Annotated in this window: 17 protein-coding genes; 11 read left to right on the plus strand and 6 right to left on the minus strand. The window is 42.4% G+C overall.

Features of this window, described 5'->3' with window-relative positions:
• Positions 1–23: 23 nt before the first annotated feature.
• Positions 24–1634 (minus strand): sulfatase, encoded by a 1611-nt coding sequence (locus DWY55_RS02400; protein WP_118086593.1) that lies wholly within the window; start codon positions 1632–1634, stop codon positions 24–26.
• On the minus strand, positions 1612–3390 hold the full coding sequence (locus tag DWY55_RS02405) for an alpha-L-fucosidase (RefSeq protein ID WP_025018832.1): 1779 nt from the start codon (positions 3388–3390) through the stop codon (positions 1612–1614). Before DWY55_RS02405 ends, DWY55_RS02400 begins: the two co-directional genes overlap by 23 nt.
• Before the next feature lie 312 nt (positions 3391–3702).
• On the opposite strand from DWY55_RS02405, the gene DWY55_RS02410 reads away from it, so the two are divergent.
• Positions 3703–4611, plus strand: a complete 909-nt coding sequence (locus DWY55_RS02410) for a family 16 glycosylhydrolase (RefSeq protein WP_118086594.1) — start codon at positions 3703–3705, stop codon at positions 4609–4611.
• A 100-nt stretch (positions 4612–4711) separates the two neighbouring features.
• On the opposite strand, the gene DWY55_RS02415 is transcribed toward DWY55_RS02410, so the two are convergent.
• The 3 genes from DWY55_RS02415 to DWY55_RS02425 form a co-directional block, all read right to left on the minus strand.
• Positions 4712–6343 carry a RagB/SusD family nutrient uptake outer membrane protein gene (locus DWY55_RS02415; RefSeq protein ID WP_165354945.1) on the minus strand — a complete coding sequence of 544 codons (1632 nt, stop codon included), beginning with the start codon at positions 6341–6343 and terminating at the stop codon, positions 4712–4714.
• Positions 6344–6354: 11 nt separating this feature from the next.
• Positions 6355–9417: a SusC/RagA family TonB-linked outer membrane protein gene (locus DWY55_RS02420; RefSeq protein ID WP_117878736.1), complete on the minus strand. Its 3063-nt coding sequence runs from the start codon at positions 9415–9417 to the stop codon at positions 6355–6357.
• A 235-nt stretch (positions 9418–9652) separates the two neighbouring features.
• Complete coding sequence (locus DWY55_RS02425) at positions 9653–12916, minus strand: glycoside hydrolase family 2 TIM barrel-domain containing protein (RefSeq protein WP_242493931.1); 3264 nt, start codon at positions 12914–12916, stop codon at positions 9653–9655.
• 797 nt (positions 12917–13713) lie between these two features.
• Between DWY55_RS02425 and DWY55_RS02435 the strand changes: the two genes are divergently transcribed.
• From DWY55_RS02435 to DWY55_RS02480, 10 genes are all read left to right on the plus strand, one after another.
• Positions 13714–15531 carry a DUF3945 domain-containing protein gene (locus DWY55_RS02435; protein WP_118086596.1) on the plus strand — a complete coding sequence of 606 codons (1818 nt, stop codon included), beginning with the start codon at positions 13714–13716 and terminating at the stop codon, positions 15529–15531.
• A gap of 53 nt (positions 15532–15584) precedes the next feature.
• Entirely contained in the window at positions 15585–15845 is a 261-nt protein-coding gene (locus DWY55_RS02440) for a DUF4099 domain-containing protein (RefSeq protein ID WP_118086597.1), read from the plus strand.
• Positions 15846–15920: 75 nt separating this feature from the next.
• Positions 15921–17690, plus strand: a complete 1770-nt coding sequence (locus tag DWY55_RS02445) for a DNA topoisomerase (protein WP_118086598.1) — start codon at positions 15921–15923, stop codon at positions 17688–17690.
• A gap of 292 nt (positions 17691–17982) precedes the next feature.
• Complete coding sequence (locus tag DWY55_RS02450) at positions 17983–18198, plus strand: hypothetical protein (RefSeq protein ID WP_118086599.1); 216 nt, start codon at positions 17983–17985, stop codon at positions 18196–18198.
• An 18-nt stretch (positions 18199–18216) separates the two neighbouring features.
• The gene (locus DWY55_RS02455; RefSeq protein WP_039950479.1) at positions 18217–18426 is read left to right on the plus strand and encodes a hypothetical protein; all 210 of its coding nucleotides are present in this window, start codon (positions 18217–18219) and stop codon (positions 18424–18426) included.
• An 18-nt stretch (positions 18427–18444) separates the two neighbouring features.
• The gene (locus DWY55_RS02460; protein ID WP_118419551.1) at positions 18445–19506 is read left to right on the plus strand and encodes a PRTRC system protein E; all 1062 of its coding nucleotides are present in this window, start codon (positions 18445–18447) and stop codon (positions 19504–19506) included.
• 44 nt (positions 19507–19550) lie between these two features.
• Complete coding sequence (locus tag DWY55_RS02465) at positions 19551–19772, plus strand: PRTRC system protein C (protein WP_022302394.1); 222 nt, start codon at positions 19551–19553, stop codon at positions 19770–19772.
• Between the two features lie 36 nt (positions 19773–19808).
• Positions 19809–20918, plus strand: coding sequence for a peptidase (locus DWY55_RS02470; RefSeq protein WP_118419552.1), 1110 nt, complete (start codon positions 19809–19811; stop codon positions 20916–20918).
• A 5-nt stretch (positions 20919–20923) separates the two neighbouring features.
• Positions 20924–21625, plus strand: coding sequence for a prokaryotic E2 ligase family D protein (locus DWY55_RS02475; RefSeq protein WP_117652413.1), 702 nt, complete (start codon positions 20924–20926; stop codon positions 21623–21625).
• Positions 21622–22404, plus strand: a complete 783-nt coding sequence (locus DWY55_RS02480; protein WP_118419553.1) for a PRTRC system ThiF family protein — start codon at positions 21622–21624, stop codon at positions 22402–22404. Before DWY55_RS02475 ends, DWY55_RS02480 begins: the two co-directional genes overlap by 4 nt.
• Before the next feature lie 58 nt (positions 22405–22462).
• Here the strand turns inward: DWY55_RS02480 and DWY55_RS02485 are convergent, their stop codons facing one another.
• Positions 22463–22768, minus strand: coding sequence for a helix-turn-helix transcriptional regulator (locus DWY55_RS02485; RefSeq protein WP_007561006.1), 306 nt, complete (start codon positions 22766–22768; stop codon positions 22463–22465).
• Between the last annotated feature and the right edge of the window lie 92 nt (positions 22769–22860).

Raw genomic sequence — 22860 nt, forward strand, 5'->3', positions numbered from 1 at the left:
AATATTATCAGTCAGTCAACTTACTATCTTAAAGCCTCATCAATCACTTTCTTGAGTTCAGGATAAGCCTCATCTGTATCACCCACCTGTTTTCTCAACTCACGCAGTTTCTTTTTCATGTCCTTAAGAACTTTGGCGTATTTAGGATTATCAGCCAGGTTTACCATTTCGTAAGGGTCGTTCTTCACATCGTAGAGTTCGAAAGAAACCGGAGTAGGAACAATCTTGTGGCTGTTCTTCAACCATGACATTGATTTCTGTCCGTAACGTTTGTCGTCGTAATGACGGCCATAGAAAAGTATCAGCTTATAGTTTTCCGTGCGGATACCTATGTGTGCCGGAACGTCGTGATGAATCATGTGCATCCAGTATCTGTAGTAAACAGCATCCTTCCAGTTTTCTGGCTTTTTGCCTTCGAACACAGAGGCAAAGCTCTTTCCATCCATGTATGAAGGTTCTTTGCCACCGACCATCTCTATAAGAGTTGGAGCAAAATCAATGTTGTTAATCATCAGGTCCGACTTGGCTCCCTTGTAAGGACATCTCGGGTCGCGGACTATGAAAGGCATTCTCTGAGATTCTTCATACATCCATCTCTTGTCCTGCAGGTCGTGTTCGCCAAGTATCATACCCTGGTCGCCTGTATATACGATAATGGTATTTTCCCAGAGTCCTTCCTTCTTGAGATAGTCGAAAAGACGTTTCAGGTTGTCATCCACACCCTTTACGCAACGCAGATACGATTTCAGGTAATGCTGGTAGGCAAGGTATGTATTCTCCATTTCATCACCTGTATTGCACTTATATTCCATTACATAATTGCGGATTTCATGACGGCTTGAGACAGAAGTTCCGATGAAGTGACGAAGTGAATCGTTCTTGCCTCTTGTGCCTTCGGAGCCCCATTTGTCTGTATCGAACAATGACAATGGAACAGGCACTTCCACATCGTCAAGATAATATTCATAGCGCGGTGCGTACTCGAACATATCGTGCGGTGCCTTGTAATGATGCATCATGAAGAAAGGTTTGGACTTGTCGCGTCTGTTCTTCAACCAGTCAATAGCAAGGTTGGTCACGATATCCGAGGAGTAACCCATTTTCTTTATCTGGTTATTAGGCCATTTCTTGTCAGTTACGTCACTTGTAAGGAAAGTAGGGTCGAAGTATTCGCCCTGTCCGCCATGACCGTTGAATACAGAATAATAGTCGAAGTGCGACGGTTCGCATCCCAAATGCCATTTACCGATCATGGCAGTCTGATATCCCATATTATGGAACTCATCAACCAGATATTCCTGGTCCGGCTGAAGCACTTCATCCAAAGTGAGCACCTTGTTACGATGGGAATACTGTCCGGTCATGATACATGCACGGCTTGGGGTACTGATGGAGTTTGTACAGAAACAGTTCTCGAAGAGCATACCGTCCCTTGCCAGTTCATCAATTGTAGGAGTAGGGTTCAGTACTGCAAGACGACTTCCGTATGCGCCGATAGCCTGCGAAGTATGGTCGTCCGACATGATGTAGATGACATTCATCTGTTTCTGCTGTGCTGCGACACCAACACATACAGACAGGAATGGCATAACAGCCATTCCCTTCATTATATTATTTTTTAAATTCGTTTTCATAAGTCAGATTATCATTGAAATAGAACTTGCAAGACATATCATCGAATGATTTTACGTCCTTATTCTGCATTTTAACCCATTGTTCTGATTTAGCCTTGACAGCGACCTGAGTTGAAACCTCATTACCGTCGACTACACTTTTAAGAGTGACATTTGCATCCTCGGCATTATGGTTTGCCACACGTACAGTGATAAGGCATCCGTTATCAACCTTATCGTATAGCGGTTTGGAAACCACCACCCCTTTAAGCTTAATCTTGAACACATGTGCATATTCAGTAGGTTTGTTCTTAGGGAAGTTTACTACAAGACCCTCGTCAGTCATCTTATAGTCAATCTTCTCTGAGCTTCCAAGCATTTCAACCGACTCAATTTCTACGTTCCGGCAATACTTAGTAGCCAATGACTTGATAGTAACACTACCATCTGTCCAAGCCAGAGACACGGCATAGAGGTTATTGTCGCGTGTAGTAAAGCGAATGTCGTCCGCTGTATATTCAGTTTTTGTATTGTCTGTCATATAGCCTGCGGTGCCTGCGTTATGTCCTTCGGAAGCAATCACCCATGGTCGTGAGCCATAAATAGCCTCACCGTTAGTCTTCAACCATTTACCTATCTCGGCAAGTACGTTCTTCTGTTCGTCTGTAATAGTACCGTCGGCCTTAGGACCTATATTCAGCAATAAGTTACCGTTCTTGCTGACAATATCAACAAAGTCGTCGATGATATGGTCAGGACTCTTGTTTTCCTCGCCCACACAATAGCTCCACGATTTCTTACCTACAGAAGTATCAGTCTGCCATGGATATTCACGGATTCTGTCGCTCTTACCTCTTTCTATATCGAACACCTGGATATTGTCGCCGTATCCGAATTTGGTGTTAACCACCACTTCCTTATTCCAGTCGAGAGCCGAGTTGTAATAATAAGCCATGAATTTATAGAAAGTAGGCTGGAAAGGATATTTTCCTACAGTCCAGTCGAACCATATCAGTTCAGGCTGGTATTTGTCAATAAGCTCGTATGTATGCATAAGGAACTGACGGCGTGAGCGTTCATTAGAGCCTTCGTATTTGCCACAATATGGTGTCATACCCTTACCTTCCGGCTCATGCAGTCTTTCGCCATAGAGGGTGATTGTAGTGTCCTGAACATCAGAAGGAGTTTCCATTCCATATTCATAGAACCATGCATTCTCGCATCTGTGAGAAGACAGTCCGAAACGCAGACCGGCTTTCTCTGTAGCCTTCTTCAGTTCGCCAATAATATCTCTTTTCGGTCCCATATCCACAGCATTCCATTTATTGAAAGTACTGCTATACATGGCAAATCCGTCGTGATGCTCAGCCACGGGAACAATGTATTGCGCTCCTGACGATTTTACCACTGCTAGCCACTCGTCGGCATTGAAGTTTTCAGCCTTGAACATAGGGATGAAATCCTTATATCCGAATTTCGTCAAAGGGCCGTAAGTCTGTACGTGATACTTATTAATAGGATGACCCTCCTTGTACATCCAGCGGGAATACCATTCGCTTCCGTATGCAGGAACCGAATAAACGCCCCAGTGAATAAAGATACCGAACTTGGCATCCTTGAACCACTCAGGAATAGTGTAATTTTGCGCAATAGAAGCAGAGTCCGCTTTAAACACATCTGTACCTTTTAAAGATACAGTAGAATCTACATTAGGAGCGTATGTAGAACTGCACGACGCCAACAGGCTTAATGCCGCCACTCCTAAAGCTGTTTTCATGGATTTCTTATTCATAATAATTTTATTACATTAAATAATGACATTAATTTTTTCTGTAAGCAAAGATACACTTGAGTTCGATTTACAATCAATAATTTAATTACTATAGTAAGGGGTAAAATATTTACCCCCCCTATTATTAAATAAATTTACCCCTCTAATATCTGATTATCAATAATCAATATTGAATAACGAACAAATATATTTCTTTGCACAAAAAAGTTTAACCTATTATTACATTACAATTTCACCCTAAGAATAAAGTATATATAGAGTAAATTTGCCACCATAACAAACTGTAAAAACAAATTTATGAAAAACTATTTAATTTACTTACTCGCAGCAGTATCGTGTACAACTGTAGCAGACTTGAAAGCTCAAGTCAGTACAAAAACAGGTAATGAAACCACTGAACTTACCATTCCGAAAAAGTTCTACAAGGACAGCATTGATTTCAGCAACGCTCCGAAAAGACTTAACAACAAGTACCCTCTTTCCAACCAGAAGAACGAAGGCGGATGGGTTCTCAACAAAAAAGCCTCCGACGAGTTCAAAGGAAAGAAACTGAATGAGGAAAGATGGTTCCCGAACAACCCGAAATGGAAAGGAAGACAACCGACTTTCTTTGCAAAGGAGAATACTACGTTTGAGAATGGCTGTTGTGTGATGAGAACTTACAAACCGGAAGCAGGCACACTGCCCGAAGGATATACTCACACTGCCGGTTTCCTGGTAAGTAAAGAACTTTTCCTTTACGGATATTTCGAAGCAAGACTGAGACCAAACGACTCGCCATGGGTTTTCGGCTTCTGGATGTCGAACAATGAAAGAGACTGGTGGACAGAAATAGACATTTGCGAGAACTGTCCCGGCAATCCAGTCAACAGACATGACCTGAATTCGAACGTACATGTATTTAAAGCTCCGGCAGATAAGGGTGATATAAAGAAACATATTGACTTCCCTTCTAAGTACTACATACCATTCGAATTGCAGAAAGACTTTCACGTATGGGGGCTTGACTGGAGCAAGGAATATATCCGACTGTATATCGACGGAATACTGTACAGAGAAATAGAAAACAAGTACTGGCACCAGCCATTGCGTATCAACCTCAACAATGAATCGAACAAATGGTTTGGAGCTCTACCGGACGACAACAACATGGATTCTGAATATCTTATAGATTATGTAAGGGTGTGGAATAAAAAAGAGAAATAACATAATCTGAAATAAATAAGGCAGTCTTCATTATCAATAAACTGATTATAAAGACTGCCTTTATATATAATAGGGATGATAAAGATTTAGATCCGCTCTATCACTCATTAGCTTCATCCGGATACTCTGTGAGAGAGTTTCCCGAATTGCTTATTTCAATAGAGCCGATAGGAAGATAATTGAACTTCTTGCTCCATGCAGAGATACCATAATCTCTTCTAAGAATAGGCATCATGACCTCCTCGGCACGTCCTGAGCGGACAAGGTCAAACCATCTGTCACCCTCGCATGCCAGTTCACAACGACGCTCATACCATAGAACATCAATTACGCTTTTAAATCTGTCAGGATACATCTGCATTAGCTTGTCAACATCAATATAACTTCCGTCGTCTGCATGAACATGCTTCTTTCTGAGTTCATTTATGTAATACTTCGCTTTTGCTTCATCAGGATTAGTACCTCTGAGATATGCTTCGGCAAGCATCAGATACACTTCACCATATCTGATGACCCTTACGTTTCCAGGCTTGTTTAGATTGGGGTTTCCTATCATATCGTAATTTTTGAAAGGAGGATATTTCTTCTGGGCATATCCCTGGAAATCAGATCCGTAAGAGCCTGTCTCCCAAACAACTTTTTTTGATTCATCCTGAATATTGGCATTAGGTTTGGTTACAAGTTCATCGTAAGTAAATATCGCCGCATCACGACGCACATGGTCATCCGGAAGGAAATAATCATACAATTCCTTAGTAGGCAGACAAAAGCCATATCCATTATCATAATCAGGACTATTTTTCAACTGTCTCGGTCCGCAGAAAGTCACCCACATAGCACCTTCGCCTGCATCGATATTACCCCAGTTTGTATTACCAGATTTGGTAGAGGTCTGTATTTCAAATATAGATTCCTCGTTATTCTCCTGATGAGCAGCAAAAAGTTTGGAATAATCATCCGACAGAGTATAATTACCACTTGAAATTACATTCTCCAATAAAGGTTTCGCCTTGTCAAATATCATAGCATCATCATTACTCCAGTCAGCCCAATAAAGATAGACCTTGGCCAACAGGGTTTGAGCCGCAGTCTTGGTAATACGTCCTTTCATTGTGTCCGGGAAATTATCCTTTAAAGAAGGAATAGCTTCAAGAAGATCTTTCTCTATTGCTTTATTTACATTTTCGCGAGTATCTCTCGTAAACTTGAATCCTTCAGGATAAAGAGTCTCAAGACTGATAAAGCACGGGCCATAATATCTCAGCAATTCAAAATGATACCAGGCACGTAAGAACTTAGCTTCAGCTTTATAAACTTTAGCTTCCGGACTGTCATACTCTGAGTTTATTACAAAATTACATCGATATATACCACGGTAACGTGTTTTCCACAAATTATCGGAGATAGAATTGACACTCGTATTTGAATAATCCTCTATAGCCTGCATGTAAGGCTGATCCTGATCAGAACCACCACCTGTACGAGCATTATCCGAACGGATTTCACCCATAGGTACAATAGAAGCAAGTGCATTACCCGAACCACCACCTATGTGAGCTAACGGATCATAACAAGCAGTAAGCGCTTTGAACATCTGTTCATCGGTCCTATAAAAAGAACTTTCTGTTTCTGACATTATAGGAGCTGTATCCAGAAAACTGTCGCTGCAAGATGATGATGTAATTACAGCAAACATAAGTATTGCAAGATTATTATATATTTTCGACTTCATAATTTTCATTTTTAGAAATTAAGACTTAAACCAAATCTGAATGTACGGGCCTGAGGGTAAGTACCATAGTCAATACCTGTGCTAAGAATGTTGTCACCTGCCATATTTCCAACTTCTGGGTCCATAAACGGATAGCTGGTGAAAGTGGCAAGATTATCAATTGCTGCATAAATTCTTGCTTTATTCAGCATTAACTTATTTATTAATTTAGTTGGGAATGAATAGCCTACCTCAAGTGAAGAAATCTTTAAATGCGAACCATCATAAAGATAAAAATCGGATGGTTTGCCGAAGTTTCCATTAGGGTCTTTGGATGAAAGACGAGGCACTCCATTATTATCACCTTCTTTCTGCCATCTGTCAAGGTAGAATGATGGAAGGTTGCTACGTCCGTATGCCTCCTGACGGTAAATATCAGAGAAGACTTTATATCCGGCTTTTCCTGTCAAGAAGATTGTCATATCAATACCTCTCCAGTCGGCACCTAAATTCAAACCGAATGTCCATTTTGGCCAAGGATTACCACAATCGGTTCTATCTTCATCTGTAATCTTGCCATCGTTATTTGTATCTTGCCATATAAAGTCACCCGGAACGGCATCAGGTTGTATCACTTTACCGTCTTTTGATTTATAGTTTTGTATCTGCTCTTCATTTTGGAATATTCCTAAGTTCTTATAAAGGCGGAAATAACCCATAGCATGACCTTCCTCCATACGCGTTACATTAACAGATGTTCTCCACCTACCACCATCAGTATATCCATTTGCATTTCCTATCTTTACAACCTCATTTTTAAGATATGAGGCATTTGCGGAAATAGAGAAGTTGATTTCGTTCCAATTTTTATTAAATGTCATCTGCATTTCCACACCCTGGTTTGTTATATTACCAAGGTTTCTAAAAGCTGCATTATTACCTCTAATGGCTTCAACTGTTGGCTGGAACAACAAATCCTTAGTACTTTTTTTAAACCAGTCGAAACTTGCTCTAATCATACCATTATAGAATGTCATATCGGCACCAACATTAAATTGTTCAGAAGTTTCCCATTTCACGTCTGGAATAACAAGGTTATTAGGAGCAGATCCCACAGTGATGGCATTACCAAACGTGTAATTATAATTATTGCCAATAATAGAAGTATAGGAGAATGGAGAAATTCGCTCATTTCCGTTCTGTCCCCAAGAGAATCTAAGTTTGAAGACATCAAAGTTCTTAATTTTCCAGAATTTCTCATTTGAAACATTCCAACCTAATGAAACGCCCGGGAAAGTAGCATATCTGTTATTGGGACCGAAATTTGAAGACCCATCGCGTCTGACCACAACTTCCGCCATATATTTTTCAGCATAATTATAGCTTAGACGAGCAAAATATGAGAACATACTATGTCTAGGATTAGCACCGCCACTATTAGCTGATGTCATAACATCACCAGCATTAAGATACCAGTAATTCTCATTGGTCATTGCTTCATTTGGATATTTATTTCGTCTTCCGGTCATAAACTCATAAACATCTCTTGATGCAGAAGTACCTAACAGGACAGATGCAGAATGTTCACCAAAAGATTTTTTATATCGCAATGTATTCTCCCACTGCCAACTACTATTAGCATTTGTACTTTGTTCTACCCTAGAATTATCTTCTTTACATTCTGCAGAATGAAAAAACTTTGGTGCAAACATTCTTCCACGGAAATTCCGATGATTAATACCAAAATCTGTGCGGAAAACAAGGTCTTTAATAAAAGTAATCTCAGCATAAACATTACCAAAAAATTGCTGGGTAATATTTTTATTCTTAGGTGCCTCATCCATAAATGCAATAGGGTTCCACATACGGCTATAAGGTACAGGAGAGACTCCATATCCGAAAGTATCGTTGCTATTCTCATCATAAACCGGAGTAGTAGGATCAATATTATAAGCGTATGATATCGGATTATAGCCATTGATGCCGGTTGCCACTCCACTATTCTCTATATATGCATAGTTGACGTTTGCACCTACACTTAAGAAATCATTTATAGAATAGGAACTGTTCAGCCTTGTGCTGAATCGTTTGTAAAATGACGCATCTTCACCGATAATACCATTCTGGTCTAGATAATTCAATGAAAGCAAGCTTGAACCCTTATCACTGCCAAAGTTAGCAGTAATGTTATGCTCAGTAACAGGAGCTGTATTCAATATTTCATTAAACCAGTCTGTATTATAGCCTGTTGGAGCAGTAGGTACACCACCGGCAAGCGGCATATCATCATTATCGGCAAACTCTTTCATCAGCATGATGTACTGTTCATCATTCAGCATGGTTGGTTTCTTTGCTACTGTAGAAAAACCATAGTAACCATCATAAGCAAGCGATGTCTTTCCTTTCTTTCCTTTCTTTGTGGTTATAAGGACTACACCATTAGCGGCTCTGGCACCATAAATAGCAGCTGAAGTTGCATCCTTCAAGACTTCCATGCTTTCAATGTCGTTGGGATTTACACTGTTTATGTCGTCCATAGGCAGTCCGTCAATTACAAAAAGAGGATTAGAGTTTCCATTTGTACCAACACCACGAATTACCAGCTTCGGTGCTGTTCCTGGCTGACCGGAATTTGTCACAACGTTCACACCACTAACCCTACCGCTCAATGCATTCACGGCATTTGCTGGTTTAGATTGCAATAAATCATCGGAATCGATGCTACTGATAGCACCTGTTACAACACTTTTTTTCTTAACCTCATATCCTATTGCTACAACTTCCTCGAGTGCAATGGCAGATGTTTTTAATTGAACGTCTATCTTAGACTGACCTTTATACACTATATTCTGTGTATCATATCCTACGAAGCTATAAATCAATGTCGATTCCATTGGTACATTTTCCAAGATATAATTTCCGTCCAAATCAGAAATAATACCGTTTGTGGTACCTTTAACTAAAATACTTGCACCTATCACAGGTAAACCATCGGAGTCTGTTATACAACCGGTAACTTTCCCGTTCTGTGCATTTAATGGTAAACTGAACGTTATAAGAATCAGCATACACATTAATGATAGTGTTCTGTTCATAATCTAGAGTTTTTTGTAATTAGTGTTTTTCTTAAAATAAAAAGTTTTGTTCTATCAGTTGCGCGCTACTTACTGACACTTGCAAATATATATACTATGTAATATAACCAAAGGGGGAAAATTTCATTTAAATAGGGTGGGGGAATAGATTAACTAAATATTTTAAGGAAAAATGGCTGTTAGAATCCATTCCCAGACTCCAACAGCCATTTTATCACTAACAATCGCCTGTTAATCAATATATTTTTCTGCCCATTTCCTTAAGATTTGCATCCCTGCCCAGTGGAACAAAAGTAAATCCGTATGAATAGCTTCCCTTCAGAAGACGCTTGTCTATTGAAGGACGGGCTTTCAGACTCCAGCTATCTGTTCCGCCCACTCCAGCCTGAACCAGGTCGATATTAAGAGTATTAGAATACAAGTCCTTTTCAAGTTCATTTATATGTTTAGCCTTATCAATCGCATTCTGCGACATCTCCCACACTGAGACAGATAGGGGTTCATCACCGACAATCATCACACCTGCCTTATCCGACTGCAAGGCAAACCATCTCACGTCACAACGGTTTCCGTTTTCCTGCGGCATTACATAGTCAAATCCCAGAGCGGACACCTTGCAGTTATATATAGACACCATTGCAGAAGCTTTTCTGTCGGAATAGTTTTCCCATGGGCCACGTCCATAATATGTCACATCCGACAAACGATTGGTACATTCGCATTGCAATCCTACGCGCAACATTTCTGATATTTCAGGAGACTTCATCATTGAATAATGAACGCCTATTGTTCCGTCTGCTTTTACTTTATAATTCAAGGTAAGTCTCAGTCTTTCATCTATAGCCTTTAGCACCTTAACCTCAAGATTGCCTTCCGATTTGCGTACATCTATAGAAACTGTCTTTAGCTTTAATGGAGCATCTTTCCAGAATGCAAACAGTCTATCGACCTTCCATCCTCGCCAGTCATTGTCTGTTGACGCTCTCCAGAAGTTTGGTTTCAGAGCAGATGTGATGATACTTTCATTATCTATCTTATACTGACTGATATAACCATCACTGATATTCAGATAAAAGTTCTTTCCCTTCACGCTGATGTCTTTCTTGTTATCTGAATCGATTTCCATATCCAATGTAGTATCAACGCATTCTACTATCTTTGGTAAAGAAAGATACTTAAACTGTTCCCAGGCAACCTCGTATCCAGCTTTGGCATACAGATTGTCATTCTTGAGCCTGGCACTCAGGCATAACCAATATTCCGCACCGTCATCGGCCTTGAAATTCTGAATAGGAAGTTTTAGTTTACAGCTCTCACCAGCTGGTGTTGTCGGCACAATAATCTCACCTTCCTGCAATACACTGTCTTCGTCCTTCAATTGCCAAAAATAACGATACTCATCTGTTGAAAGGAAGAAGTTTCTGTTTTTCACAGTTATCTCTCCACTATAGACATTATCAGTTGTAAATGATACAGGAGCAAACACGTACTTGCATTCCTCAGTAGCAGGTTTAATGGAGCGGTCGGCACTGATAACACCATTTATACAGAAGTTTTGGTCGTTGTGCTCCCCTTTCTCATAGTCACCACCATAATTCCATGATTTCTTATTATATTTCCGTTCATTATCCAGCAATCCCTGGTCTATCCAGTCCCAAATATATCCGCCGGCAAGCGCATCATGAGAACGTATTGCATCCCAGTATTCTTTCAGCCCGCCGGTAGAGTTTCCCATAGAATGTGCATATTCACACATTATTATCGGACGGTTCATGACCGGATTCTTAGTCACTGCTATAAGCTCATCTACCATAGGATACATACGGCTAATGACATCTACGTATAAAGGATCATCGGGATTGGCATACACATAAAGCTCTTTCTTTGCCGGTTTGACATCTTCGTTCACATTAAAATCTATCTCACTCGTAACGATTGATGCTTCTTTACGTCCGATAGGTTTGTATAAAGGATTTTCCGGCTGACCTTGTGCTCCCTCATAATGAACAGGGCGGGTTGGGTCATAATCTTTCAACCATCCTGACAGGGCAGCATGATTAGGACCGCATCCAGACTCGTTACCCAACGACCACATGAACACAGAAGGATGGTTCCTGTCTCTTACAGCCATTCTTACCACTCTCTCCATGAATGGATTAATCCACTCAGGTCTGTTGGACAGATAGCCTCTTTGATGATGAGTTTCAAGATTAGCCTCATCCATTACGTATATACCATACTTATCGCACAATTCATAGAAATAGGGGTCGTTAGGATAGTGCGATGTGCGGACTGTATTGAAGTTATAACGCTTCATAAGCAGAACGTCTTCGAGCATCTCATCACGTGTAACGGTCTTACCTCCGGTCTCGCTATGGTCATGGCGGTTTACACCAATGAGTTTAATAGGAGTGTCATTCACCAGAATCTGATTACCTGTTATTTTAATATCCCTGAACCCTACCTTATTACTTCTCGCATCCACCACGTTGCCCTTTTTGTCTGTGAGCTTTATAACCAAAGTGTATAGATAAGGGTGTTCCGAATTCCATAGTTTTGGCTTAGAAACAATTCCCTCCATCATTCCGTAATAAACATTATCACGCTGAGGATAAGGTTCGTTCACCACATAATCGGCAGTAACGGTAATGTCTTTTCCAAACACCGGTTTCCCATCGGCATCATATAATTGGGCTGACAGATTCCATCCCTTCAAATCATCCATATTCTGATTTGTTATTTCCGGACGGATTTGTAACCGTGCTATATTCTTCCGGAAATCGATGCGTGTCCTTACTCCATAATCATATATTGCCACCTGCGGAATGGACATGATATATACTTCACGATGGATACCAGCCATTCGCCAGTGGTCGGCATCTTCCATATAACTTCCGTCGGTCCACTTATACACTTGCACCGCCAGTTTATTCTCCCCCTTCTTAACGTATTCGGTAATATCAAATTCAGTAGGCAGACAACTGTCTTCGGAATATCCCACCTTCTGTCCGTTTATCCATACATTAAATCCCGAATAGACGCCTCCGAAATGGAGTATAATCCTGTCGCTCTTCCACTTGTCAGGAACAACAAACTCCTTGATATAACACCCCGTCTGATTATTCCTGTCAATATATGGCGGACGAGCAGGGAAAGGATAAATAGTATTTGTATATATAGGATAGCCATATCCCTGCATCTCCCAACATGAAGGAACAGGAATAGTTTTCCATGATGATGAATTGTACTCCACTTTATAAAAACCGGCGGGAGCCAATGCCATATCCTCGGAAAAGTTAAACTTCCATTGGCCGTTCAACGACATATACTCCGATTTCTCTCTGTCTCCATCCAAAGCCCAATCCACTCTCCGGAAAGAATAAGTAGTACTGCGGGAAGGCAAACGGTTAATTCCGTTTATGGTCTGATTCTGCCATACATTCTGATTGTTTCTCCACTGATTGGCACCGTTGTCCGATGCAGACAGAAATTGCATCATGAAAAATAACACAGAAAATGAAAAAATAGATTTTAAGTTCAAGTTCATAAATTCGCATTTTAAGTTTCTATGCAAATATATAAGTATAACGAACAATGAATAGGGGGTATTTCTATCTATATAGAGTGGTATTTTTAAATATAAGCTTAGACTTTACAGAACATCGTCCGGAATACTATGCTATGTAGCACTCTATTTGAAATATTATATACACCCATGACACAAATCTTTTCTGACAATTTTTATATATTCTCATCTTATCCCTTCCATCAAAGATAAATCCCAATCCTGATTTGCCAGCCGCATTTATTCCTTTTTTCAGGAGAATTTTCCTTATGGCTGACGCCATGAAAATTCACCTGAAAAAGAATGCGGCGGCAAACGGATTAGAATTAAAGGAAAGATTACAGGGATTAACTGCGACCGACGTGACGCATAGCCGTAAATCAAAGGCGGCTATCCTTATATTCCATATATGGCCTCATAAATACTGTGAAAATCCACTTTCCCCAATAACAAAACATAGCCTGCTTATCAAATCCCGAAATAAGACAGGGATTTCAGCTCCCTCCGATCTGCATAGTCCAGTGGCTTAGCTATGCTTTTACTTATACTCTTCCTACTTCCTTTCATCCTTTTTTCCAACTGTTTTTACATTCTTTCCTATCCTTCATATGACATTTGATGACACCTGATGACATCTAATGCCATCTATTTGTAAATCAATTGTTTAATCAATTTATCATCTTACATTTGGACTGTGAAACAAATCAAGTAGTCACCCAAAACAAAAGATTATGGCACAAGAAAACAGTCCTGACAAGGAAAAAAGGCAAGGCCGGATAAAGAAACCGGAAAAGCCTTATGTGGAACAAATTAACGAATTTTTGCTGGTACATAACAAGAATGACCCAAAGGAATGTTTGGGAGTGATCAGCAAGGCGGACGAGAAAGGCAATTATCAGACGGTTACACCGGAGGAGAAGAATGAGAACTCATTTCTGAAATTCGACAAGAATTCGAGTATTCTCGAAAACTTCATCAAGAATTTTTGGAGCCAGCTGAAGGAGCCTACGCATTTCAGGCTTATCCGTATGACCTTCAATGATTACAAGCAGAACAAACAGGCTCTCAAGGATTTGGCCGAAGGTAAGAATACAGACGCGGTAAAGGAGTTTCTGAAACGCTATGAAATCGTACCGAAAGTAAACAATCAGAAAAACAGTCAAACAAAAGAGGAGGAAACAACAATGGCAAAGAAGCAGGAACAGACAACGCAGGCTCAGCCTGAACAGGTATCACAGGTGGAAGCTGCCGCACAGGGGCGCGAACAACAGGAACCGCAACGCCAGCAGACACCCACGTACCGCTACAACGAGAACATGATTAATTGGGAGGAACTGGGTAAGTTCGGCATATCCAAGGAAATGCTGGAGCAGTCTGGACAGCTTGACAGCATGTTGAAAGGATACAAGACCAACAGGACCATGCCGCTGACACTCAACATTCCTGGGGTACTGACCGCAAAGCTTGATGCACGCCTTTCATTCATATCCAACGGCGGGCAGGTCATGCTGGGCATCCACGGTATCAGAAAAGAACCGGAACTGGACCGTCCTTATTTCGGACATATCTTCACGGAAGAGGACAAGAAGAACCTGCGTGAGAGCGGGAACATGGGACGCGTGGCTGACCTTAACCTGCGTGGCAACACGACAGAGCCGTGTCTGATTTCCATCGACAAGAATACTAACGAACTTGTAGCCGTACGACAGGAGCATGTCTATATCCCGAATGAAATCAAAGGTGTGACTCTGACTCCGGATGAAATTCAGAAACTGAAAAACGGTGAACAGATATTCGTGGATGGCATGAAATCTAATCAAGGCAAGGAATTCAATGCCAATCTGCAATACAATGCGGAAAGAAGAGGCATCGAATTTATTTTCCCGAAAGACCAGGCTTTCAACCAGCAGACGCTTGGCGGTGTACCGCTTTCCCCCATGCAGCTCAAAGCGTTGAACGAAGGCCACACCATCCTTGTAGAGGATATGAAACGAAAGAACGGCGAACTGTTTTCATCCTTCGTTACCATGGATAAGGTAACAGGTGGTCTCCAATATACGCGCCACAATCCGGAAACGGGAGAAATCTACATACCAAAGGAAATCTGTTCGGTACAGCTCACACCGGAAGACAAGGAAGCGTTACGCAAAGGGCAGCCCATCTATCTTGAGAACATGATCAACCGTAAAGGTGAGGAATTCTCGTCTTTTGTCAAGCTGGACCTGGCAAGCGGAAGACCACAGTATTCCAGAACTCCGGACGGTTTCAACGAACGACAGGCACCTACCATCCCGGCTGAGGTTTACGGACACCTGCTTTCGGCACAGGAAAGAGCAAATCTTCAGGACGGAAAGGCCATCCTTGTAACGGGTATGAAAGGTCCCAACGGCAAACCGTTCGATTCCTATCTGAAAGTAAACGCAAACACCGGACAGCTGCAATATTTCCAGGAAAATCCAGATGTACGCCGTAATACCTCACAGCGTGCTTCACAGACTGACAATACCCAGCAGCAGGAACAGAAGAAGGGAGCAAAACAGGCTGTCTGACCTGAACGGGATTCAAATCATTCAAATCATCAATTACTAAAAAAGGAAAGAACATGAACAAGAACAATCATCATATCTACAAGGCTGAACAAATCGACTGGGAGAAACTGGAATCGGTAGGTATCAGCAAATCGCAAATTGATAAGGACGGAAACATGGACCTGCTCCTTCAGGGAGAGGAAACCAATGTCATGTCCATTAAAATCAAGACTCCTGTATTTTCACTGACCATGGACGCCACACTCAGTCTGATTGAAGACGAGAATGGAAATCCGGTCATCAGCGTAAACGGTATCAACCCTTCAAGTGAATAAATAAGAATCCATAATGTATCATCTCTCTTTCCATACGGTAAGTCCGTATGGAAAGATATAAAAACAGAATTTATCATGATTGCCATATTAACAGACAAACCAAGTGTAGGAAAAGAAATCGGAAGAATCATCGGTGCAACCAAAGTAAGAAACGGATATGTGGAAGGAAACGGCTACATGGTTACATGGACTTTCGGGAACATGCTGTCACTGGCCATGCCGAAGGACTACGGAACCCAAAAGCTGGAACGGAATGACTTTCCTTTCATCCCGTCCGAATTTGAACTGATGGTACGTCATACACGCACCGAGAACGGATGGATACCGGAGATTGATGCCGTACTCCAGCTTAAAGTAATCGAGAGGGTGTTTCAGGCATGTGACACCATCATTGCGGCTACCGATGCCAGCCGTGACGGGGAAATGACATTCCGCTATGTCTATCAATACCTGAACTGTACACAGCCTTGCTTCCGTCTGTGGATTTCCTCTCTTACCGACGAGTCTGTGCGTAAAGGCATGGAAAATCTGAAACCGGACAGTTGCTACGACAGCCTGTTCCTTGCTGCCGACAGCCGCAACAAGGCGGACTGGATTCTCGGAATCAACGCCAGCTATGCCATGTGCAAGGCGACTGGCTTTGGCAACAATTCCCTCGGGCGGGTACAGACACCGGTACTGGCCGCCATCAGCAGACGCTACCGTGAAAGGGAGAACCATATTTCATCGGACAGCTGGCCCATCTACATCAGCCTGCAAAAGGACGGTATCCTTTTCAAGATGCGCCGCACACAGGATCTTCCCGACAAAGAATCCGCAACAATGTTTTTCCAGGACTGCAAGCTGACACATCAGGCACAGATTACAGGTATCAGTCACAGCATTAAGGAAATACTTCCACCGGATCTACTTAACCTGACACAGTTGCAGAAAGAAGCGAACATCCGCTATGGTTATACCGCATCAGAGGTATATGACATCGCACAGGCCCTTTATGAAAAGAAACTGATTTCCTACCCAAGGACTTCCAGCCGTTATCTGACGGAGGATGTGTTTGACTCGCTTTCACCAATCATGGCGCGTCTGTTATCATGGGAGCTGTTCCCTGCCGCTAAAGGAACTGGAGGTATTGACATATCCAGTTTGTCCCGCCACGTAATAAGTGCAGAAAAAGCCAATGTACATCATGCCATCATCATTACAGGTATCCGTCCCGGAAATCTGTCCGAAAAGGAAATGCAGGTTTACAGACTTGTAGCCGGAAGGATGCTTGAAACATTCATGGCTCCATGCCGCATAGAAACGACAAATGTTGAAGCGGTTTGTGCGGCACAACATTTCAAGGCCGAACAAACAAGAATCATTGAAGCCGGCTGGCATGATGTGTTCATGCGTTCCGACATGGTTCCAAAATCAGGATATTCTGTCAATGAACTCCCCGAAGTGGAGAAAAGTGATACTCTGAATGTATGCGGATGCAACATGGTACACAAGAAACAGCTGCCGGTAAATCCGTTCACGGATGCAGAACTGGTGGAATACATGGAACAGAACGGACTGGGCACGGTATCCTCACGTACCAATATCATCCGTACACTGGTTAACCGTAAGTATATCCGTTATTCAGGGAAATATATCGTTCCGACCCCGAAAGGCATGTTCACCTACGAAACCATCCGTGGAAAGAAAATTGCGGATACTTCACTCACCGCAGACTGGGAAAAACAGCTGGCCGGACTTGAAAGCGGAATGATAACCGGACAGGACTTCCTGAACAGGATCAGGACTCTCGCCAAGGAAATGACTGATGACATTTTCAACACCTATTCCACAAAAGAAGAATAACATCTATACCTAATCAACCAAGAGAATGCAGGCCTGAAGGTCTGCATTTTTTTGTATCCGTACAGAAAAGAATCTGTTTTTCCGCTTTTAAGCGGCAAAGGTCTTGAATTGCCTGCCTTTTGCCGCAAGGCTGCCCTGAAGGGCTTGGCTGGACAGGAAAAAATCATCCTCGCTACGCTCCGGTATTTTTTCCTGCCAGGCCTTGCGCAAAAAGGCAATCCAAGAGGCCGGAGGCCTATAAAATCGGGAAAACACATCCCGATGGGATTATTCATTCATAAAATTAAGGATTATGAAACTACAGATTATCGAAAGTATCAGCAAGCATGCGGTAACCCTGGTACTGGTTATCGGAATACTTATGCTGACAGACAAAGGTATCATGCCTACCGGTATTATTGCAATGCTCCTGCTCACCGGAGGAATCATAGGATTTCTTTTCAGAGCTCTTCTACTGATTGTAAGGATAGCATTTATCTTTTTCATTGTCGAACTCCTGTTTTTCTAACCAATAAAACCTACAGATATGAAAACAAGTACATGTATATCTTCTGCTCCTGTCATGCCGGCTGTATGGCCACAGAGTGAACATATCAGACCGGTCAAAAGACGTCTGCCCAATACAGTTGATGAGCCTAAAAACATCGGCTACTATCTGGAATCGCTGCGTGATATTGCAAGCAGACCGGACAGGGAGGATGTCCTGAAAGAATTCTTCAAGGAAACTTATGTATAACCATAAAATTTTTCAATTATGTTTTTTCAATCAATTTATCAGATGATTACAGCAGGTACGGATCTGAACATCAATATCCGTAAAGTGGACAACAGCCTGAGCGTAGCAGTCATGCCAAGGCGGAACAGCCTGAAAGAGGATACGCGGCAGAACATGGTGCCGCTGGTAGTGAACGGAACACCGGCAGAACTGGATATGGGCTTCCTGCAGACGATACTACAACCGATACAGAAGGTACAGGGGTTGCTTGTCAATGCGGAAAATTTCGAGAAACAGGCAGAAAAGGCTACATCACAGGCCAAATCATCCAAGGCTCCTACAGTACCGGCCGAATCAAAGGAAGCCAGGGAAAAACGTGAAAAGATGGAAAAGCTCCTCAAGAAGGCTGATGATGCGACTGCCGCAAAAAGGTTCTCCGAAGCAATGACATGGCTGAAACAGGCACGGGTACTGGCTCCTTCAGAAAAACAGAAGGAGATTGACGAAAAGATGCAGGAAGTACAGAAACAGGCCAGTGCAGGAAGCCTGTTCGGTATGGCAGAGGAACCGGCGCTGGTAATTCCCCAACCACAAGGCAGCATGAACGGTCAGCCACAGCCCGGTATGCAAACAAGCATATTCCCGGAGCAACCAACCCATACTATGAATCCTGAACCTGTCATGCAGCCTGCTCCACAGCAGATTCCACAAGAAATGCCCCAACAGGTACATGACACGAATGGAGCATATATCCAACCGGCTCCAAACCGTCCCGTGATGCAAGGAACAGGTATGCCACAAGGTGCAACAATGCAGACTTATCCGCAGCAGCCGGCATACCATCCCGAAACAGTTCCTTATCCACCACGACAGCCACAGCAACCGGCAAACAGCCATATACCAAACGGAACGGTACAAGTGCAGAACGGAAACGGACGGGAATACCAGGCTGTACCGGCTGCCCATGATACATTCTGCTTCGATCCGGAAGACGAGAATGACAGGGAACTTCTAAGAGAGGACCCATATGCGGAATATCCGGATTTTCCGGCTGAGTACCGGATGAAGGACGAGGCACAGGTAGAAATGATATACTGCTGATATGCACAATAAACGATTTGTAAAACCAATAAACTATAAACAATATGGCACTGGAAATTAAAGGTATGAAAAGAGTCTTCAAAATGAGGAAGAACAGTAAGGAAATCGTACTGGACGATCCGAACGTAAACATGTCTCCGGCTGAAGTGATGGATTTCTATTCAATGAACTATCCGGAACTGACCACCGCGACCGTACATGGACCGGAAATCGAAGATGACCGGGCGGTATATGAATTCAAGACAACCATCGGAGTGAAAGGGTAAGGACATGAAAAAAGGACAACGTAAAAATGAGAAACCATGTACACAACTTACGGAACGGGCTTTGGAAAATTTAGCCAGACTTATCATATCGGAACTCGAAAACACGGACGTAAGCCGGGGCATCAGAAGCAGGAAGAAAAGAAAACTCCCTCCTGCAGAAAACCTTATGGTTTTCTGAACACGAGAATACCTTCCATCGCTCCCAATCTGTATGTGGAGAATGACAGGGATGCAACGGTAAATGTCACCACCAAAGAGAATCTTGATTTCCTGTACCGTTCAGCCATGAAGTATGCGCAGCTCCTGGATGTGGAGCTGCCATACCATCCTACAGGCAGGACTTCCATAAGAGAAAAAATATGCCTGCTATATAATGCGCTGGATTCCATAGTATCTCATCATGTAAATCTGGAACTTGTCGGTGACAGGCTCCAGTTCTGTATCTATCATTTCCATGAATGGCCTGATTACACCCTGTTCCTGATACCGATAGATTTTACAGAAAGACTGAAAGGTGAAATTAAAAAGATTACACTGGAGTTCATCAGAAGGTTCATCAAGTATCACAGGATGATGGATATAACCGATACCCCTTATTTTGAGATGTCGGAAGTCTGTATCGATTATGTGGACTTTGAACAGCTCGATGAGGAAGAGAAAAAGGATTTGTACAGAAAGGAAAAGCTTTTCAGGTCATATGAGAAAGGGAGAATCCACAGGAAGCTGTGCCGGATGTACTCCAGAGCTTTCTGCAGGAATCTGGAAGAACATATCAGCAACTGTAATCCTTCCAGCGACAAAGAAAGAAGACTTATGGAACTGATTACCGAAGGGATGTCCCTGATTGCAAAGGACAGCCCTTATATCTTGAATTATGACTATGATTTTGCAAGCGAAAAGGAAAGGGATTTCGAACCGCCACCGCTCGAATATCAGATTCTGCTTACATATTCCATTACGGATACGGTTACCAAAGACATGGAAAGCTGTTTCAGTACTGATTGTCAGGAGACATATAACCAGACTCCCGTATCATTTACCTTCATCACACCGGAAACAGAGGAACTTTTCAAACCGGACAACTATCCGGAGCGTTTCTCCAGTTGGTTTGAGAAATTTGTAGAACATGTTACCTATAATTTATAAACATCATGAATGAACTGACAAAAAACATACAGAAAATGATGGTACCGAAGGCGGCTATCATAGCCTACAAATATGAAGACAGAAGAAATTTTGATACCAGGTACTTCATAGAATTGCGTCCCATCGGAAAAAACGGACAGATGGGAGCAGGTATCCCCGTCACATACGAATTCATGAATACCCTACTGGAATCCTATACGGAGGAAATGAGCGGGATACCGGCAGGCAGAGTCCCCGAAAACATGCTGGCCTGCAATCCAAGAAAAGGACAGGAAGAATATATCTGGTACAATCCGCCCGGAAAGAGACAGATGTTCTTTCACAAGGATCTCAATATACAGGACGGCATGTTCAATCTGCCGGGAATTGTCTACCATGTAAAAAACGGAAGCATGGACGTATTCGCCTTCAAGGGAAAACGTCCGGTGGAGACGACTCCGCTGTTCCGTGCCCCGTTCTTCAACGTGACCGGATCAAGTGTCTGCCTTGGCAGCAGTTCTTTGGAAAAGCCACAGAACCCGACTTTCCTTTCCCTGCTGGAATACTGGGAAAAACGGTTCTGGCTGACTGAATTCTCCCATCTGGGAGGAAATGTGAATCCTACCGTTTCAAATCTTGTCATCGTTACCGAGAACATAAGAAACAATCCGTTCGACATGAACGAACTCAAGCCCATGAATAAAAAACTTAAAGACATACTTCCATGAAAAAGATACATTTTACAGACCGCTACCTGCTCAATCCGCGTCATCCGGTAACGGTATTCGTCATCGGAGCCGGAGGTACCGGCTCACAAGTGATAACCAATCTGGCACGCATGAGCATGGCACTTCAGGCATTAGGTCATCCGGGACTGCATGTCACCGTATTCGATCCCGACACAGTAAGCCAGGCCAATATAGGACGCCAGCTTTTCAGTGAAACAGAACTGGGACTGAACAAAGCCGTATCACTAGTCACACGCATCAACTGTTTCTTCGGATACGCATGGACTGCCGAACCGCAATGCTTCCCCACCAGGAACTTTTCTGGAGAAAGCACAGCAAATATCATCATTACCTGTACGGACAATATACGTTCACGTCTTACACTTTGGAAGTTCCTGAAGAAAGTCCGCAAAGAAAACTTCAGTGACCATTCCGCTCCCATATACTGGATGGATTTCGGAAACAGCCAGACAAAAGGACAGGTCATCATCGGAACGGTACGTGAGAAAGTTCTCCAACCTTCTTCACAGGAATATATTCCCATGCCTAAAATGAATGTCATCACCGAGGAAGTGGACTATGCAAAAATCAAGGAAAAAGAATCGGGACCAAGCTGTTCTCTCGCGGAAGCTTTGGAAAAACAGGATCTGTTCATTAACTCCACACTGGCACATATCGGATGTGACATATTATGGAGAATGTTTAAGGAAGGAAAAACACTATATCGCGGTGCCTATGTCAATCTGGAAACATTGAAAGTGACCGCAATCCCGGTATAATGCATAAGTGACCGTATGTATCATCTTTCCATCAGAATACGGTCACTTATTCTATTTGCTACTTATTATTTACTATGTTCTTACCTCGCTGGAGAAGGAAACTCTGTATCTCCGAGGCGAGATAGAATGATTTCCCGTTCTTTTCAACCGAGTAATATTTAATCTTGCCCTCTTGCCTGTAACGTGCCAATGTTCTTTGTGACACACCAAGGAGTTCTGCCAGATCCACATTATCAAGCAGTCTGTCTCCGTTCATACATTCTTTCAGACGGTTCATCTGATCCAGTTTCTTTTCAATGCGGGCAAATCCCTCTATCATAGTTCCTATCAGTCTTTCGAGTATCTCATTATCTATATATGACATAATTCCAATATTATAAGTGAATAAATCGATACTCTCTTCGTGCGCACTCTAAGAGTATATACTTATAGTAATGAAAATAGTATGCCTAAATC

The sequence above is a fragment of the Bacteroides sp. AF25-38AC genome (assembly GCF_003602995.1).
Classification (GTDB): Bacteria; Bacteroidota; Bacteroidia; order Bacteroidales; family Bacteroidaceae; genus Bacteroides; species Bacteroides uniformis.

Bases quoted from the DNA above. Each gene is read 5' to 3' on its own strand.
- DWY55_RS02400 (WP_118086593.1), bottom strand. From the start codon at position 1,634: ATGAAAACGAATTTAAAAAATAATATAATGAAGGGAATGGCTGTTATG.
- DWY55_RS02405 (WP_025018832.1), bottom strand. From the start codon at position 3,390: ATGAAAACAGCTTTAGGAGTGGCGGCATTAAGCCTGTTGGCGTCGTGC.
- DWY55_RS02410 (WP_118086594.1), top strand. From the start codon at position 3,703: ATGAAAAACTATTTAATTTACTTACTCGCAGCAGTATCGTGTACAACT.
- DWY55_RS02415 (WP_165354945.1), bottom strand. From the start codon at position 6,343: ATGAAGTCGAAAATATATAATAATCTTGCAATACTTATGTTTGCTGTA.
- DWY55_RS02420 (WP_117878736.1), bottom strand. From the start codon at position 9,417: ATGAACAGAACACTATCATTAATGTGTATGCTGATTCTTATAACGTTC.
- DWY55_RS02425 (WP_242493931.1), bottom strand. From the start codon at position 12,916: ATGATGCAATTTCTGTCTGCATCGGACAACGGTGCCAATCAGTGGAGA.
- DWY55_RS02435 (WP_118086596.1), top strand. From the start codon at position 13,714: ATGGCACAAGAAAACAGTCCTGACAAGGAAAAAAGGCAAGGCCGGATA.
- DWY55_RS02440 (WP_118086597.1), top strand. From the start codon at position 15,585: ATGAACAAGAACAATCATCATATCTACAAGGCTGAACAAATCGACTGG.
- DWY55_RS02445 (WP_118086598.1), top strand. From the start codon at position 15,921: ATGATTGCCATATTAACAGACAAACCAAGTGTAGGAAAAGAAATCGGA.
- DWY55_RS02450 (WP_118086599.1), top strand. From the start codon at position 17,983: ATGAAACTACAGATTATCGAAAGTATCAGCAAGCATGCGGTAACCCTG.
- DWY55_RS02455 (WP_039950479.1), top strand. From the start codon at position 18,217: ATGAAAACAAGTACATGTATATCTTCTGCTCCTGTCATGCCGGCTGTA.
- DWY55_RS02460 (WP_118419551.1), top strand. From the start codon at position 18,445: ATGTTTTTTCAATCAATTTATCAGATGATTACAGCAGGTACGGATCTG.
- DWY55_RS02465 (WP_022302394.1), top strand. From the start codon at position 19,551: ATGGCACTGGAAATTAAAGGTATGAAAAGAGTCTTCAAAATGAGGAAG.
- DWY55_RS02470 (WP_118419552.1), top strand. From the start codon at position 19,809: ATGTACACAACTTACGGAACGGGCTTTGGAAAATTTAGCCAGACTTAT.
- DWY55_RS02475 (WP_117652413.1), top strand. From the start codon at position 20,924: ATGAATGAACTGACAAAAAACATACAGAAAATGATGGTACCGAAGGCG.
- DWY55_RS02480 (WP_118419553.1), top strand. From the start codon at position 21,622: ATGAAAAAGATACATTTTACAGACCGCTACCTGCTCAATCCGCGTCAT.
- DWY55_RS02485 (WP_007561006.1), bottom strand. From the start codon at position 22,768: ATGTCATATATAGATAATGAGATACTCGAAAGACTGATAGGAACTATG.